Origin of the sequence: Peribacillus sp. FSL K6-1552 (assembly GCF_038005205.1) — a bacterium.
GTDB lineage: Bacteria > Bacillota > Bacilli > Bacillales > DSM-1321 > Peribacillus > Peribacillus butanolivorans.
This window is the reverse complement of sequence record NZ_JBBOST010000001.1, coordinates 1,206,380-1,221,537: the sequence shown is the minus strand read 5'-3', so window position 1 is coordinate 1,221,537 and position 15,158 is coordinate 1,206,380. Positions and strand designations below refer to the sequence as shown.

General features: G+C 34.4%; 16 protein-coding genes and 3 pseudogenes. 6 read left to right on the top strand and 13 right to left on the bottom strand.

What is annotated here, in order from left to right; genetic code table 11:
* Nucleotides 1-49: 49 nt before the first annotated feature.
* The 3 genes and pseudogenes from NST21_RS05900 to NST21_RS05890 form a co-directional block, all read right to left on the bottom strand.
* Nucleotides 50-982, bottom strand: coding sequence for a catalase family peroxidase (locus tag NST21_RS05900; RefSeq protein ID WP_340888240.1), 933 nt, complete (start codon nt 980-982; stop codon nt 50-52).
* 311 nt (nt 983-1,293) lie between these two features.
* Nucleotides 1,294-1,446: pseudogene (locus NST21_RS05895) on the bottom strand (DUF4279 domain-containing protein); the annotation flags it as partial.
* A 168-nt stretch (nt 1,447-1,614) separates the two neighbouring features.
* A complete protein-coding gene (locus NST21_RS05890) occupies nt 1,615-1,977 on the bottom strand; it encodes a hypothetical protein (protein WP_340888237.1) in 363 nt (120 codons plus the stop codon).
* Nucleotides 1,978-2,943: 966 nt separating this feature from the next.
* Here NST21_RS05890 and NST21_RS28715 point away from each other — a divergent pair.
* Nucleotides 2,944-3,024 (top strand): annotated as a pseudogene (locus NST21_RS28715) (YjcZ family sporulation protein); the annotation flags it as partial.
* A 210-nt stretch (nt 3,025-3,234) separates the two neighbouring features.
* Here NST21_RS28715 and NST21_RS05880 read toward each other — a convergent pair.
* From NST21_RS05880 to NST21_RS05850, 7 genes are all read right to left on the bottom strand, one after another.
* Nucleotides 3,235-3,852 carry a DUF3885 domain-containing protein gene (locus NST21_RS05880; RefSeq protein WP_340892463.1) on the bottom strand — a complete coding sequence of 206 codons (618 nt, stop codon included), beginning with the start codon at nt 3,850-3,852 and terminating at the stop codon, nt 3,235-3,237.
* A gap of 191 nt (nt 3,853-4,043) precedes the next feature.
* On the bottom strand, nt 4,044-4,736 hold the full coding sequence (locus tag NST21_RS05875) for an aspartate/glutamate racemase family protein (RefSeq protein ID WP_340888233.1): 693 nt from the start codon (nt 4,734-4,736) through the stop codon (nt 4,044-4,046).
* A gap of 172 nt (nt 4,737-4,908) precedes the next feature.
* Nucleotides 4,909-5,463: a GNAT family N-acetyltransferase gene (locus NST21_RS05870; protein WP_340888232.1), complete on the bottom strand. Its 555-nt coding sequence runs from the start codon at nt 5,461-5,463 to the stop codon at nt 4,909-4,911.
* Between the two features lie 991 nt (nt 5,464-6,454).
* Entirely contained in the window at nt 6,455-7,000 is a 546-nt protein-coding gene (locus tag NST21_RS05865; RefSeq protein ID WP_340888231.1) for a GNAT family N-acetyltransferase, read from the bottom strand.
* Between the two features lie 183 nt (nt 7,001-7,183).
* Complete coding sequence (locus tag NST21_RS05860; RefSeq protein ID WP_057277240.1) at nt 7,184-7,489, bottom strand: NIPSNAP family protein; 306 nt, start codon at nt 7,487-7,489, stop codon at nt 7,184-7,186.
* Between the two features lie 138 nt (nt 7,490-7,627).
* Nucleotides 7,628-8,185 carry a cysteine hydrolase family protein gene (locus NST21_RS05855; RefSeq protein WP_201182092.1) on the bottom strand — a complete coding sequence of 186 codons (558 nt, stop codon included), beginning with the start codon at nt 8,183-8,185 and terminating at the stop codon, nt 7,628-7,630.
* A gap of 222 nt (nt 8,186-8,407) precedes the next feature.
* On the bottom strand, nt 8,408-9,199 hold the full coding sequence (locus NST21_RS05850; RefSeq protein ID WP_340888230.1) for a phosphotransferase: 792 nt from the start codon (nt 9,197-9,199) through the stop codon (nt 8,408-8,410).
* 416 nt (nt 9,200-9,615) lie between these two features.
* On the opposite strand from NST21_RS05850, the gene NST21_RS05845 reads away from it, so the two are divergent.
* Both NST21_RS05845 and NST21_RS28710 read left to right on the top strand, forming a co-directional pair.
* A complete protein-coding gene (locus tag NST21_RS05845) occupies nt 9,616-10,035 on the top strand; it encodes a hypothetical protein (protein WP_340888228.1) in 420 nt (139 codons plus the stop codon).
* Nucleotides 10,036-10,055: 20 nt separating this feature from the next.
* Nucleotides 10,056-10,247, top strand: coding sequence for an ATP-dependent DNA ligase (locus NST21_RS28710; protein ID WP_445670480.1), 192 nt, complete (start codon nt 10,056-10,058; stop codon nt 10,245-10,247).
* Between the two features lie 250 nt (nt 10,248-10,497).
* Here the strand turns inward: NST21_RS28710 and NST21_RS05840 are convergent.
* A pseudogene (locus tag NST21_RS05840) lies at nt 10,498-10,953 on the bottom strand (SRPBCC family protein).
* A 353-nt stretch (nt 10,954-11,306) separates the two neighbouring features.
* Here NST21_RS05840 and NST21_RS05835 point away from each other — a divergent pair.
* A complete protein-coding gene (locus NST21_RS05835) occupies nt 11,307-11,837 on the top strand; it encodes a GNAT family N-acetyltransferase (RefSeq protein ID WP_340888226.1) in 531 nt (176 codons plus the stop codon).
* A gap of 172 nt (nt 11,838-12,009) precedes the next feature.
* Here the strand turns inward: NST21_RS05835 and NST21_RS05830 are convergent, their stop codons facing one another.
* A complete protein-coding gene (locus tag NST21_RS05830) occupies nt 12,010-12,459 on the bottom strand; it encodes a GNAT family N-acetyltransferase (RefSeq protein WP_340888223.1) in 450 nt (149 codons plus the stop codon).
* Between the two features lie 378 nt (nt 12,460-12,837).
* Between NST21_RS05830 and NST21_RS05825 the strand changes: the two genes are divergently transcribed.
* Together NST21_RS05825 and NST21_RS05820 are read left to right on the top strand one after the other, a co-directional pair.
* Nucleotides 12,838-13,785, top strand: coding sequence for an IS110 family transposase (locus tag NST21_RS05825; RefSeq protein ID WP_340888221.1), 948 nt, complete (start codon nt 12,838-12,840; stop codon nt 13,783-13,785).
* Between the two features lie 5 nt (nt 13,786-13,790).
* Nucleotides 13,791-14,069, top strand: a complete 279-nt coding sequence (locus NST21_RS05820) for a hypothetical protein (protein WP_340888220.1) — start codon at nt 13,791-13,793, stop codon at nt 14,067-14,069.
* 213 nt (nt 14,070-14,282) lie between these two features.
* Here NST21_RS05820 and NST21_RS05815 read toward each other — a convergent pair whose 3' ends face one another.
* Nucleotides 14,283-15,134: a leucine-rich repeat domain-containing protein gene (locus NST21_RS05815; RefSeq protein WP_340888219.1), complete on the bottom strand. Its 852-nt coding sequence runs from the start codon at nt 15,132-15,134 to the stop codon at nt 14,283-14,285.
* Nucleotides 15,135-15,158 lie beyond the last annotated feature (24 nt).

Genomic DNA, 15,158 nt, shown 5'->3' with positions numbered 1-15,158 from the left:
AAAAGAGAAAATCCCATTAGTAAGGATTTTCTCTTTTTCATGAATTCATTCATTGGTTATGTGTGCGACGATCATATGAAACGGCATATACTCTATGGCGAAAATGTAAGATCGGATCTTCCGAGCACTCAATTCCAGCGGTGATATTAGTTGGATCAAACAGTAAATTATCTGCAAGAGAATCCAATTTTTTTGTAATGGATAAATGCCCGACCGTGATTACCTGTTTATCTTCCGACCAAACCACGGTTGGATCATCAGTTGGATCATTTTCTCCTCCTAATTGGATGTTCAATTTAAAGCCTATTGGACCTTGTTGGAGCCTCTCTTCCATATCTTCATTCAAATAATCTGACGAAAGCATGGCTACCTCCTCTTTTGCCAGCATACTCAGACCGGCATCTGGTTCCCACTGATACTTGATGGCCTGACGTATTCCATCCGCGTTAATGAAATAGAATGCATGAATTGAATAGTACTGACACGTTGAAAAACTGGCAGATGAACGCATTTCTTTTAGCATTTGAAGACTCGCTTTGCATTCTGGGTATTTTATAAATATTGTTGCAAGCTCTTTTAGGTTTGGAAAACCATCTTTTGCAGATTTGAAAAAGTCGACAATATCAACAAACGCTTCCGGTGTTTTCGCAAAAAATAACGGAATGGTCACAGTGATAAGATCTGTCACCTCTCCGTCCGGCAATTGAAACTTGACAGCCATTCCCTTTACAGGTGAAAGAGCATCAGGATGACTAGGGATTGGGGAGCTGTTTGAAAAACGAATAGTTACCGGCACTGCTTCATTCTGAAGGTGCGCTGCCACCGTTATTGGAGCCGCTTTTCCGTTAGGGGTAAAAACCCCCTCATAGCCATTCCCCTTTGCATGCGCGCGCCGATATCCAGGAAATGTTCCTGCTACATTTTCAATAACATCTACTGCCCTACTGCCTAGCTCGGATTTTAGTTTTTTATTTTCCTCCATAACGACACCCCATCTTTTGTAATACAAATAATTGTTCATTTGTATTACCTCTATCCATTATTCTATTTGCTTATACTATTTAAACTGGCTATAGCACAATCCGCTTAAATCCTTCTTTCACTACACAGCTATTTAATGAACAATAAAACGCCTGGAATAAAATCCAAGCGTAAAATATTATATATTCAATTTACAGTTATAGAAGTTTCTCAATATCATTGATAATATCCCTCACCTTTAAATTGCCATTGCCCTAAAGAAACTTCCTAACCATTAATACGCTCTTGCTGAAAATCATAAATGCTCACTTTTTAACTAAATATATATAAATCTAAATGGATTTCTGCTTGAATTAAACTAGCAAAATCTATAATGTTTTGCTGTAAATACATTGCGGTTTTTTCGTTATTTTCCACTCGAATTACAATCATAAAAAGAAACGCTAAACCATATTTCTCTTTGAGTTGGTCTTCTTCTTGAACCAACGCCACTCGTTAGCTTAATAAGCTAGATAAAAAAATTAAAACATAAACGCTACCCAAAAGTTTTCTTTTGGACAGCATCATCTAGATATAATTCGTTAATTTAATGTTAACTGACTTTCTCAATACCCATGCCGGGAAACCAAATCCTCAAAATCCCATGCCAGGGCCGAATCCCATGCCGGGGCCGAATCCCATTCCAGGGCCGAATCCCATTCCAGGGCCGAGTCCCATTCCAGGGCCGAGTCCCATTCCAGGGCCGAATCCCATTCCAGGGCCGAATCCCATTCCAGGGCCGAATCCCATTCCAGGGCCGAATCCCATTCCAGGGCCGAATCCCATGCCAGGGCCGAATCCCATTCCAGGGCCGAATCCCATTCCCATTCCCATTCCCATGCCGGGGCCAAATCCCATGCCCATTCCCATGCCGGGGCCAAATCCTCCAAATATAATTCTTTCATCATTTTCTATTTGTTGAGGTTGATTCCATTGGTATTGTAATTCTGTGTACAACATAATTCCTCCTCTATTTTATAAACACAATAATAAATAATATGTTAGGCTTCGTGTGAATTCTTGGGTATTTAACTAGATCCAGAAATAAACTCCGCAACGGCAATAAAACCACGCTGAAACAGTTTTGATAATGCCGGATCAACTTCTCTCCTGCCATGTTAGTGGAACAAGGGCGTTTTTGAGGATATTATCGAAAGTATGATTTTAGATATTATGGTACATTTAAACCCTTGATTTCATTGAATTTTTTCATTTTTTATTATTATTCTTAAAGTCGTCTCCTACATTGTACGTGGATTGAGTGCAATGGTATGTGATGGTCAATAACTTTGTGGAGATAGGTGCACTGATTGGAGTATGTGGCCATATCATATCTTAACCTTGTCCATACCTCCTATGATAAGTAGTCTTGCTGTATGCCGTATGCCGTTACGCGTAGTGCAGTTGTACAGGTCCTAGGGTGGGCCATATGAAGGTGCGAGTATTAGGAGGTACGGAAAAGGGTATTTTATTTACGTCCTATAAATGGTACTTCTATCTTGTCCTATAGCCCATAAAGAAAAGAACTAAAAAAGACCCTATAAAAGGGTATTCTTCTTGTTTTCCCGTCTAACTAATAGGTATATCATTACTCCGTAAAAAGTTAGGATACCAATTACCTTTATTGACGTTACCACCATAGCACAAGCAATAGCTAAGCACATTTGCAATAAAACCACTTCGATAAAAAAAAACCTAAGTTTTGTCTTTCAAGAAAAAGTGACTCACAGTTTATATGCCGTGCAGCTTACATTCAATAAGAGGTACCCCCAACATTTTATCCAATAAACTTGTGTCATTTTCCTGATTAGAGCATAAGGTGATATAACCCATTTAATTAATTTCCTCCTTAAAAACAAATAAGGAGATGTCTGTATGTCAGGTTGTGAATCAAGGTGTGAATCAAGGTGTGACGACGGTTTTGGATTTGGTGGAGGTTTCGCCTTTATAGTCGTTTTGTTTATACTCTTAATCATTGTTGGAGCTAGCTTTGTTGGTGGATACGGCGGCGGTGGCTATGGTTACGGAGGCGGTTACGGGGGCGGTTACGGGGGCGGTTACGGAGGTTGCTGCTAAAATAGTATGAAAAAAGCCGACCTTTATTGGTCGGTTTCTTCAATTAATCTGCCCCGATAGTTGCATAAAGAAAAGCTGCCTTAAAGACAGCTCTTATCTTCAGCTAACGCACCTGTTAGTTGAACAAGGAGACATCCTTTATTTGAATAACTCGTCTATTTCATTTCTGTCGTAATCTAATATCCAATCGTTGTATTTGTCATAAACATCTCTTATTGTTTCAGACGTGGTTGCCAATAAATCACAACCCCTGTCATCATAAACGTGAAATATAGTTTTCCTGTTGATGTTTATAAAATAGACGCTATTATAAATACTTGGTCTTATACCCATATCCTGATTGCAGATTGCTTTTAACATTGGAATGTATTTGAAGTCAGAAGTTTTACATTTTAAAATAAATCTATGTGTTTTATATGTTCCTTCTTCATCATCGTCAGGAAAAATATAAGGAATTGTTTTTTGGTTTAACCCATATAGGACCGATTTCTCTTTAATATAACGCGAAAAAGTTTTTGATTTATGTTTAAAACCATCTGCATAATCGTTTACGTCAACTACGATATAAATATCATCGTTATGAGAATGTAAGGACTTAAATAAAGTGATAGCCCTTTTATATACTCGTTGTAGATATGGGCTATTTTCATAAGCATAATCACTATCATAGTCCACACCTAACTCAAAACGGATACCGATTTTCCAACTATAAAACAAGGGTGGTCTAAGTTCTAAGTTTGGGAAATTCTCATTCATAAAGTCGTTTAAAAGCATTTTTGCACCTCGTTAATTTTCTTCATTACACCATCCCTTAATGAACTATCCTGCCCCGTTAGTTCCATAAGAAAAGGAGCTGCTTATCAGCTCCTGGTATTGAAGTAAAGCACCTGTTAGATGAATAAGGAAAAAGAGATTTACCTAGAATTGAAGTACAGTGTCTAATCAAATTATTTTTCTAATGCCATATTAACAGATTCAATAGCATGTATTTCTGTTGTATCAAATAATGGCACTTCTGAATCCTCAGGTTTTACTAATAATCCAATTTCTGTGCAACCTAATATTATTCCTTCAGCTCCATCATCAACTAAACTCTTGATAACCTTTTTGTAATAATCCCTTGATGATTGTTGAATTTTCCCTAAACATAACTCTTCATAAATTACTTTATTTATAACTTTTCTATCCTCATCATTTGGTATCAAAACCTTAATACCATTAAACTCTATTCGTTTTTTATAAAAGTCTTGCTCCATCGTATATTTAGTACCAAGTAAACCAACCGTACTTATTTCAGACTTTTGAATTTGATTTGCTGTTGAATCAGCAATGTGTAAAATAGGTATGCTAACTTTTTCTTCAATATATCTAATCACTTTATGCATCGTATTTGTACAAATTACAATAATTTCTGCACCAGCCTTTTCCAAAGACTGAGCAACATCCCCTAATAGTTTACCAGAACTTTCCCAATCGCCTTCAGCTTGATAGCGTTCGATCTCTTCAAAATCTACGCTATATAAAATGCACTTGGCTGAATGCAATCCTCCCAATTTGGTTTTAACTTCTTCGTTAATAATACGATAATATTCTAACGATGACTCCCAACTCATTCCACCAATAAGACCAATAGTTTTCATAAATATCCCCCTTTCCATTTGAAATATACTAAAAATTTTATATAAATTTAATAGACATAGTACAATATCTTTCTTATTAATTAAACCTGCCCCTTTAGTTCCGTAAGAAAAAGGTTGCAGCAGCAACCCCCTTATTGAAGTAAAGCACCTGTTAGCTATATAACATCTGTGATTAATTCGTAAAATAAGCCATTAAGATTAAGTCATAGTATGTTTCATTATCAATCTTTATAGCTTTCAATTTACGACCTTCCTCAACAAACCCAAAATTTTCGTATAAACAAATTGCATTCGTATTATCAGCAAATACTTCAAGGCAAACTTTTTCAATTAAAGGGTTGTCTATTGCCCAATCCAACAATTCAGTTAGTAATGCTTTACCAACTCCTTGATTTCTATATTCGTTGGCAACACTCATACCAAAGGCACCTTGATGTAGAATTCGCTTTTTATGACCATTATGAAAATCTAAAAAACCTATTATTTCTTCTTGATATTCAGCTATAATTGCTAACTTCCCATTGTCATCAACTATATGTTTTAAAAATTGTTTTTCTTGATCATAAGATACTTTGAATTCAGTCTCGGTAGTCAGTAAATAAGGTGCTTCACTAATAATAGCATTATTAAATCTTAGCACCTTCTCCGCGTCTTCGGGTAAAGCTGTTCTCAATAAAAATGATTCACCGTTCTTTGTTATGAAATGCTTTGGCTGAAACTGTCCCATAGAAACCACCTTCATATTTATTTCTTATATAATTTCTACAATTTACAAGTAATACCTCTTAAACTAAACTGCCCCGTTAGTTCCATAAGAAAAAGAGCTGCCAAAGCAACTCTCTTAATGAAGTAAAGCACCTGTTAGTTTAAGTGAGAAACATCACAAACAGAGTATTATTTCATTTTAACAATATTTTTATTTTATTAGGCTATGTTGAAGATTAAAGTTGATTGAAAAAACGCAAAAGATTTGGTTATTTATGTTAAAATAAAATGATATTGTTATAATTTCTATTTAAATTTAAAGAGTAGAAGGGAGTTAAATTAATATAGATATATCTTTCACTTCATTTTTTGTTATTATTATAATAATTTCAATTGTAATAAATATTTATTTATACATTCAGCTTAAAAGATATCAGTTAAATGACAGGTCTCATAAAGCTAAGTGGCAAGAGGTTATGGGACTTCATAATCCAGTAAACCTAATAATATGGTTCTTTTTAACTGTGGCTTTATTTTTGGGAGTGATAGTATTAATAGTCGAAGTATTTAACCTATAAAATTATCCGTTAGTTATATTCCCTATCGGGTGTAGGTTTAGGTGGAAAGTAATAAAAAAATGAACTTGGAGCTTCTTCTCTAAGTTCGTTTTTATGTGATTACAATAATGAATATATATGGTAATAGCTTATCGTATTATAATGGAAAGACATCAAGAGGAACTGTATTAAGTTTACTATGGTCTACAGGTTATAAGGTCTCAATAATTTAAAAAGGGGAAATAATTGTGAGTAGTTATTACTTATTTTCATTAATTATAATAGCTATTGCTATACTAAGATCCAGAAAAGAAAATACAAGGAAGATTACTCGTTTACAATTTGTTTTTTTTATAGCATTACCTATATTAAGCATAAATTTACTCATTATGGCTTTTGTTGGATAATGTTCTTCCACTAACCTGCCCCGTTACTTCAATAAGGAACTATTATTTTTCATTCCCATTCCTCAGCCAGTTTTGCGTAAATAATATGGTCTACATAATGATCATATAGCCACTCTGCTTGTCTTAATCTTCCTTCTTCTATAAAACCCTGCCGTTCAGCAAGTGCTCGACTTCTTTTGTTCTCAACAGCTATGCTAACCTCAATTCGATTTAGCCCAAGTTCTCTAAATCCGTAATCAATAAAAGCCTTAAACGCTTTTGTCATTATGCCCTTCCCCTGAAAACTTTCTCCAAGCCAGTAGCCGATGCTCCCAATCTTACTTGCCTTGTTTATTTCATTAAATCCGATAGTTCCTGCTATTTCACCTCTATAAATGATAGCAACTGACTTTGGATACCCTCCAGTTTCTACTAAGCTCTGTAGTCGAGATTTTATGGTCTCAACAGTATCCTCTACTTTTTCTACGTAATCAAGCCATCCAAGCCATTCTTTGAGATAAGGTTTTGAACTAATGATCAAATTGAAAAATTCTTCAGCGTCACCCACATTGAATAACCTCAAAGATACTTCTTCATCAATTTTATGTATTAACAAAAAATTCTCCCCCTGACTTATTGCCCATATCAATTCTACACAATAATTCCATTTTCCTTCTTAAACTATCCTGCCCCGTTAGTTCCGTAAGAAAAAGGTTGCCGCAGCAACCTCCCTTATTGAAGTAAAGCACCTGTTAGCTTAACAAGGTATGTATAGATTATTTTTCAACTTTAATGTTGTTCATTCGAATATAGGACGCATAAAGCTTCTCTCATAACTTAAAATACATTTAGTCTCTTCTGCAAATTTATATGCTTCTTGACATTCTGCATCCAATGCCATTTTTACTCGGTACTCTTCATATGCTGCTAAACTTGGGAAAGTGAATAATGCATAAGCAATATTATTAGCACCCTCATGTGGAAGGAAATAACCCTGATGTGTACCGCCTAATTTATTTACTAATCGAATCCACATCTTACCGTATTCCTCGAACTCATTTAATTTATATGGGTCAATAACATATTTCAAATAGCATGTAACCATTTTAACCCCCCTGAAAAAATCAATTTTTTCCACCATAACATATAATTCGACTAACCTGCCCCTATAGTTGCATAGGAAAAGGAGCTGCTGATCAGCTCCTGATAATGAAGTAAAGCACCCTTTAGTTGCAGATGATTATTATCGGTAATTATTGTGAACAGGTTTAAACAATTCTTCATTAGTATTTCTAACAAGTGAAAAATTGTCTACATTATAGTGACCGTGAAGGGTTTCATTGTGATGAAGGATTATTTGTTTTGCAGATAAGTTTTTGGAATCAGAAGTAGAATGTCCATCACCAACTAATGTTACATCAAAATGATTGATTGTTGCTGTTCTAACAGCTGTATCAATACAATGTTCCGTCTTACATCCCATTATTACAATATGGTCTACATTGTTTTTACTTAAATGTTCGTGTAATGGAGTGCCATAAAACGAATTTGTGGCAGCTTTATCAAATATGATAGCAGTTGATGGTACTCTAATATCCCTGTGTATCTGGAATCCAGGTCCTTCTCCATTTGAAACATCTAAATCTCTTATAAAAACAACTGAGATACTTTCATTTATCGCTTTTTCAATTACAGTATTAATGTTATTAACGATTTTTTCTTTCTCAAAGACTCCTTGTTCTTCTTTATTACCTTCTATTAATTCCTGTTGAGCATCGATTATCAGTAATGTTTGTTTCAATATTTTCCCCCCTAAAGTTATTAGCAGTTAGTTTTTTCCTGTTTTTTATTAAATATCAGATAGTATTTAAGCACTTCTTACTAAGCTCTTTATATTTTCGTCAAAAGATTTACTAATACCTTCTTGAACTATCCTGCCCTGTTAGTTGCATAAAGAAAAAGCTGCCTTAAGACAGCTCCGATCTTCAGCTAACGCACCCGTTAGTTCAACAAAAACCTGCCCTTAAATCCACTCTTTTCCATGCTCTCGAATGAATTTAATATCGTTTTGATAATGTTCAAGATGCCCTTCATCTATCATCTTTTGAAAAGCAATGTCACCTTCACTGGCTTTTCTTGTAATTGTTTTACATAACCCTTCTAATCGTAGCAATACCATTTCCAAATAACCTTCTTCTATTCCCTCACCGTAAGATTCAAAAAACAATCTAACTCTTTGTTTTATACGGTTAGCATGCTGTAATAAATTATAATAAACTTTCTCACCTGTTTCAGAAAGATAAAATCTACTTAAGGGGACGCAATTATAAAGAGTATAAGCTATGTCCCAAAGTCTTGGACCAGGTCCAGCAACATCAAAATCAATAATACCTTTTGGTCTTTTATGATTAAAAATAATGTTGTATATTGCAAAATCATTATGGCATAGTACCTCAAATTGTTGGGGGGTGTTATCTATCGATTGCCAGCTATCATCAAATGAAAAATCACTGACAGAATCATGATAAAGACGGAGCATTTTCGCTATTTCTATTAAGACATCCTCAGACCACATGTATTCTTTTAAAGGATAATTACCAGCTTCTCCTTCAATATATGATAATATCTCTCTTCCTTTTTCATCAATACCTAACAACTTTGGTGCATAACTGAAACCTTTGTTCTCCAAATGCTTTAATAGCTTATGAATTTTGGGACTATCTGGTTTTAATTCTCGTCGCACAGTATCTCCCGAACGATAAACATTAGAAACATTCCCTCCTGTTAGCATTTCTTCGTTTTCATGGTTTGACATCTATATATTCCTCCCTGATACAGGATCAATTACTTGTGTTATATTTCCAGCAAAGAAACAAATAACCAAGATAATTAAAGCAAACGAAATAACCCCTAAATATTTTTTTCTGATTCCCCACCCTTCTCCTCTAATCTATTTTACCGAATTGTAGTAAATATGTATTTTTTTATTTTTGGATTATCTTCCCCCTTTAGTTGCATAAAAAAAGAGCTGTTCTAAAGAACTAACGCACCCTTTAGCTTAATAAAGTTATTTTAATTCATGGCTGTGTTCGTAAAGATTGTTGTTTTTGCTTAAATTACATTACATCAAAAGCAGAATGATTTGTATAATAAACCCTCTGTTATTTCCGGTTAATGGTAAAATATATATGCAACTAAAACTAATAAAAAATATTGGAAGGATAGCATCGAGTGGGTAATATGATAAGAAATAAATATTTGAAAGTTGTAATACCGTTAGCTCTCATTGTAATCTGTGTTTATTGGTATTACTCAAGTATAGTAATTTCAAGAACTTCAGAAAATGGAATGTGGAAGGTAAGTTACTCGAAAAATATAGATCCCAGTGAACCATCTGGATGGGAAGGTCATTTAAATCAAAGAAATAACGAAAATGTAAATGTAAAAGCTATTGTAGTTGAAGAAAATGGTAAAATTAATACAAATATAAATAGTTTCGATGAAGGAGAGGCAGAAGATGGAGAAATTACTGTTCTGCATCCTTTTTCAGGTGATTTTTATTTAGGACCTAAGCCATCAAAAGGCACAGTTGTGTCCGTAGTTTGGAAACGCAATGATGAAACTTATACCGATATTATTAAAATTAGGTAGATATTAATAAGACAGCAGAAATGATGCAGAGATTTTCTTCTAAGAAATCAGAACATGCTATACGATATTGCGTTTTTGAGGTAATTTATCATAATGGTCAAAAGGTAACTCATTTACCTCTAGACGAGAGAAAAGTGTTGCTTGAAGAAATAGTGGAAGATTTCAATTTAATTTGTAAGGTTCAATGGATGTATGGTAATGGGCCGGCTTAATTTGAGCTAGTAAAACAGCAAGGGCTAGAAGGAATTGTCCAAAAGAAAGCAAATTCAATATCAGATTGGTAAACGATCACATGTTATATTTAGGTTTAGGTAAGTTTAACCTTTGATATTAAAAGGACCACACATTTTTGATATGTCTAACATGTGTGGTCCTTTTACCTATTCGTTAGTTGATCAGCAAGAAAAAAGAGCTGCTGTCGCATCTCCATCTTCAACTAAAGCACTTTTTAGTTAAACAAGGTTAGAGCATATTCTCGGCAATCTTTTTCAGTGCCTTTGCACGAGAAACAATAAATGCTCTCATATACTTCTCCAAAAACAACTTATCAGCTAAAACCCCAATTGGACCGAACGGTGACTTATATTGAAATTTATCTATCATTATAGTTCCACTTGGTTCTTCGATAAACTGATGTGTATGAACAAAAGAATGGAAGGCTCCCTACACCATAATATCTACAAACCTATTTGGTTTTTCCATTAATGTCACTTGGGCCTTCAGCCTTTGTTTAATACCAAAGTGGATGGCTTCCCAAGTTACAGTATCTCCCTCCTCTAATAGCCCTTCTGTCACACCATCAACAGCAATTTCCTTTGTTTCCGATGTCGTTTTGGTATGAATATCCACGCTCCTCGCAAGGTCAAAACATAATTCAACTGGTGCTTTAATAAATTGTTGATACTCAATAACAGGCATTTCATATTCCCCTTTTATAAGCACTTTCTAACAGCATCATTATAGTTCGTTGAAGCCAATATTACCTAGCCCTTATTCAACTAACCTGCCCCTTTTAGTTGCATAACAAAAAGGTTGCTTCAGCAACCTCCCTTATTGAACTAAAGCACCCGTTAGTGCGATAAGAAAAGTTACATTCTATTGCACATTATCTACGTACTTCGATACGAAAAAATCAAATCTCTAACTTTAAACCGACTTGTAATTTTTTTATTATTGTATACAATAATACTATCTTAAAGTGTGAAGGGACTGAACTATGCACAGATATCAATATCTAAACCCCAAATTAAAATAAAATGGAGGCAAAAATATTGATTACAGAACTACGAACAGAAAGATTAATATTAAAAAAAATGAAAGTATCAGACTCCTCTAGCCTATTTAAGATCTGGTCTGATCCTGAAGTTACAAAGTTTATGAATATCAATAGTTTCACTGATGAAAGTCAAGCAATACAAATGATTGAAATGCTTGATAAGTTATATCAAGAAAACAAAGCTATTCGCTATTCAATTTTTCATTTAGAATCAAATCAAATTATTGGTTCTTGTGGTTACAATACCTTAGACTTTGAAAATTCAAAAGCAGAAATCGGTTATGAAATTAGTAAAGAATATTGGGGTAACGGATTTGCTTCGGAAGCCATTCTTAAACTATTGGATTATGCATATAATACTTTAAATTTTAATAGGATTGAAGCGAAAGTCGAACCTGAAAATAGAAATTCAATAAAGCTTCTAGAAAAGTTAAATTTTAAATTTGAAGGCACACTAAGGAAGTCCGAAAAATCAAAAGACACATTTATTGATTTAAATATGTATTCAAAATTAAAAACTGATTAACATAAATTGTGAAAAGCCTATATTCTATACGAATATAGGCTTTTTCGGCACTTTATTGATCGTTTTTATTCAACATAACAAATATACTACTGTTTAATAATAAGAAAAGGAGCTGTTCATCAGCTCTTGGGTTAAGTAAAAACACGTTAACTTAATAATGCTACAATCCCTTTCATTCTACTACTTTTCCATCTAATTCGGATTTCAGCACATTTAATCCATTTTTATGATAAAACGATACTGCTTGAAGATTATTTGGTGAAACACGAAGATGATACTCAGTTACTCCCTTGTTTTGAAAAAACTTTAAAGCATACTCATGTGAATTCCTACCTAAACTAGCCCCACGTTTTTCAGGAATTAGGTAATATAGATTTACATAACCAATCTCCTTCCCTTCGTACTGCCGTATTGTAAGCTCCAGTTGACCAATTGGTATGCCGTTTTCTACTACTATTACAAGACCTTCGGGATATTTTGCAATTTGATTTTCGAGCCAGGTAAGGTAATCCTCCTCGGTTCCGAAGTCTTTATCTGTTCCAAAACTAACAATAAAGGAATCTCTGCGAAAAGGAATGACATATTTACGATGCTTTTCTACTTCAATCGGTAAAAATTCCATGTAAAACTCTCCTTATCATTTAGATACTTAAATACATTATTATATATCGAAACAGTTAATACCTTCTTCAGCTAACCTGCCCCTTTAGCTCCATAAGAAACTTCTATGGCGGCGATTCTCGCCGCCACCATCTACCACGAAAACCTGCTCTTTACCCAAGATAAAGTCTAACCCATTAAACCCTTGACAATAATGGATGATAACAATACAACCAGGCTGAATCTTTTTTGGTGGATCTTAAGGAAGATACCCTGTATAAGAAACTGGTTGTGACAGTATTGAAGAACCATTTAGTGTACTACAAGTACGTATACAAAAATTTTTGTAACAAATCTCCTGTCATATGTATTGTTAATCTTTTATTGAGGTGATTCTCCTATGGAAGCAATGATTGAACGGTGTGCTGGCCTAGATGTACACCAAGAAACAGTAGTAGCCTGTGTATTATTTGGTCCATTAGATAAAAAGCCAAATACCTCTATTGAAACTTTTTCAACTACAACAACAGGACTCTTGGCTTTAAGTGATTGGTTAACTACCCTTCAGGTATCCGATGTTGTAATGGAAAGTACTGGAGTCTACTGGAAACCAATATGGAATATACTCGAAGATTCTTTTCACCTTGTTCTTGCCAATGCCAGACATGTCAAAAATGTTCCAGGGCGTAAAACTGATGTGAAAGATGCCGAATGGCTTGCCAAGCTTCTAAGATGCGGACTTATTGAAAGCAATTTTGTTCCACCGGAGGATATTCGTGATTTACGAGATCTTACTCGTTATCGAAAAAAATTGATTCATCATCGCACCTCAGAGCAGAATCGCATTCATAAAATTCTTCAAGATGCTAATATCAAGCTAACATCCGTTCTATCAGACATTTTTGGTGTATCGGGACGCCGTATCCTTGAAGCGATTCTAAACGGTGAAAAAATAGAGACCGATGGTCTTCGAAAAATGGTGGATAGGCGAACAAAAGCTAGTATTACGGACATTTCCAGTGCAATTAATGGTCGTATTCGCCGTCATCATCGTGATATGTTGCGTTACCATTGGGGACATATGGGTTATTTAGAAGAAGCCATAGAAGAATTGGAAAAACAAATCGATCAACTCCTGTCCCCATATCGTAAGGAAGTAGAATTATTGGATGGTATACCTGGTGTGAACAAAGCAGCCGCAGCAACTTTTATCGCAGAGATGGGCGTTAATATGACCGTATTTAAGTCGGCTAAACATCTTGCCTCATGGGCTGGCGTGAGTCCCGGAAATTATGAAAGTGCTGGTAAAAAAAAACAAGTAAAACCACAGAAGGAAACAAAGCATTAAAAACGATGGCCGTAGAGTGTGTACTGGCAACCTCAAGGCAAAATAATCGAATTGCTTCACATCGAAAAAGGATTACCAAACGACAGGGGAAAATGAAGGGACGAATTGCTTCTGCTCATTTACTATTGACGATTGCTTACAACATCTTAAAAACCGGAGAACCCTATCATGAACTAGGCTCAAATTACCTTGAAGAAAAACAAATGAACAAAGAATTAAAAATGATCGAATACCTAAAAAAGAAAGGCTATACAATCGATCCATCAGAACAAAAAACTGCATAACCAGTTAAAATAACGACATAGTACATTTACGTCCTTCAAAAAAATTAGAATATGGTGGGCTTATTTAAGTATGGCCTTTCACTAAAGTGTTTTCATACAAAAAGAGCTGCCAAAGCAACTCCCTTATTGAAGTAAAGCACCCGTTAGTAACAACCACAATCCGACTCCTCATAATTTATTATCAATGAGTTGAATATGTTATTGAAAGCTAGTTTATAAATAAACTATACAACCTTTTTCTTCTACTTTTTCTAACCATTTCGGTATTTTCAAGTTAGGATTCCATCTTAAATCTAAACGTTCTAATCCCTCAATTTCCATTAAAGAATCCGGCAATTCAATCAATTGATTACCCCTTAAATCTAATTCTAATAAATTTACTAGCTTTCCGATTCCATAGGGTAACGTTGTCAATTGATTATTTCTCAAATTCAATCGTCTTAACTTTTCACATTGATTGAGTGAATTCGGGACTTGTTTTAATTGATTTTCTTCCAAATCCAAAACCCGTAATAACGTCAAATTTTCAAATATTTCTGGGAGAGTGGTGAGTTGATTATTTTTAAAATGCAGCTCTCTAATATTGTTTAACATGCTAAAGCTCTTAGGTATCTTATTAAGTTTGTTATTCATTAAGCGTAACTCTATCAGGTTGGTTAATTCACCAATTTCTCTTGGTAATTCACTCAATTTATTATCGCTTAGATTTAAATATTTTAATTTTTTAAGGCTTTTAATTTCGGGGGGGACTGTTTGGAGTTTATTATTGTGAAGATATAAATATTCCTCCAAATTCACAAGGTATTCTATATCTGATGGAATTATTTCAATCTGATTATGTCCTAAGTCCATCATTCTAAGTTCTTTCAAATTTTTTATATTAGCAGAGATTTTTTCAAGCTCATTAGCCGAAATATTTAACACTTTTAAATTGTTCATTATATATATTTCTTCTGGAATCCCTCTAAAATTATTATCGAAAAGGTTGATTTCCGTAATTTCATTCAGAGATAAGTTTATGTTCGGCAAAGAATTTAATTTAGCATGGGGAAAGCTAATTTCCAATTAATCTCCTCCTATTAATTATTC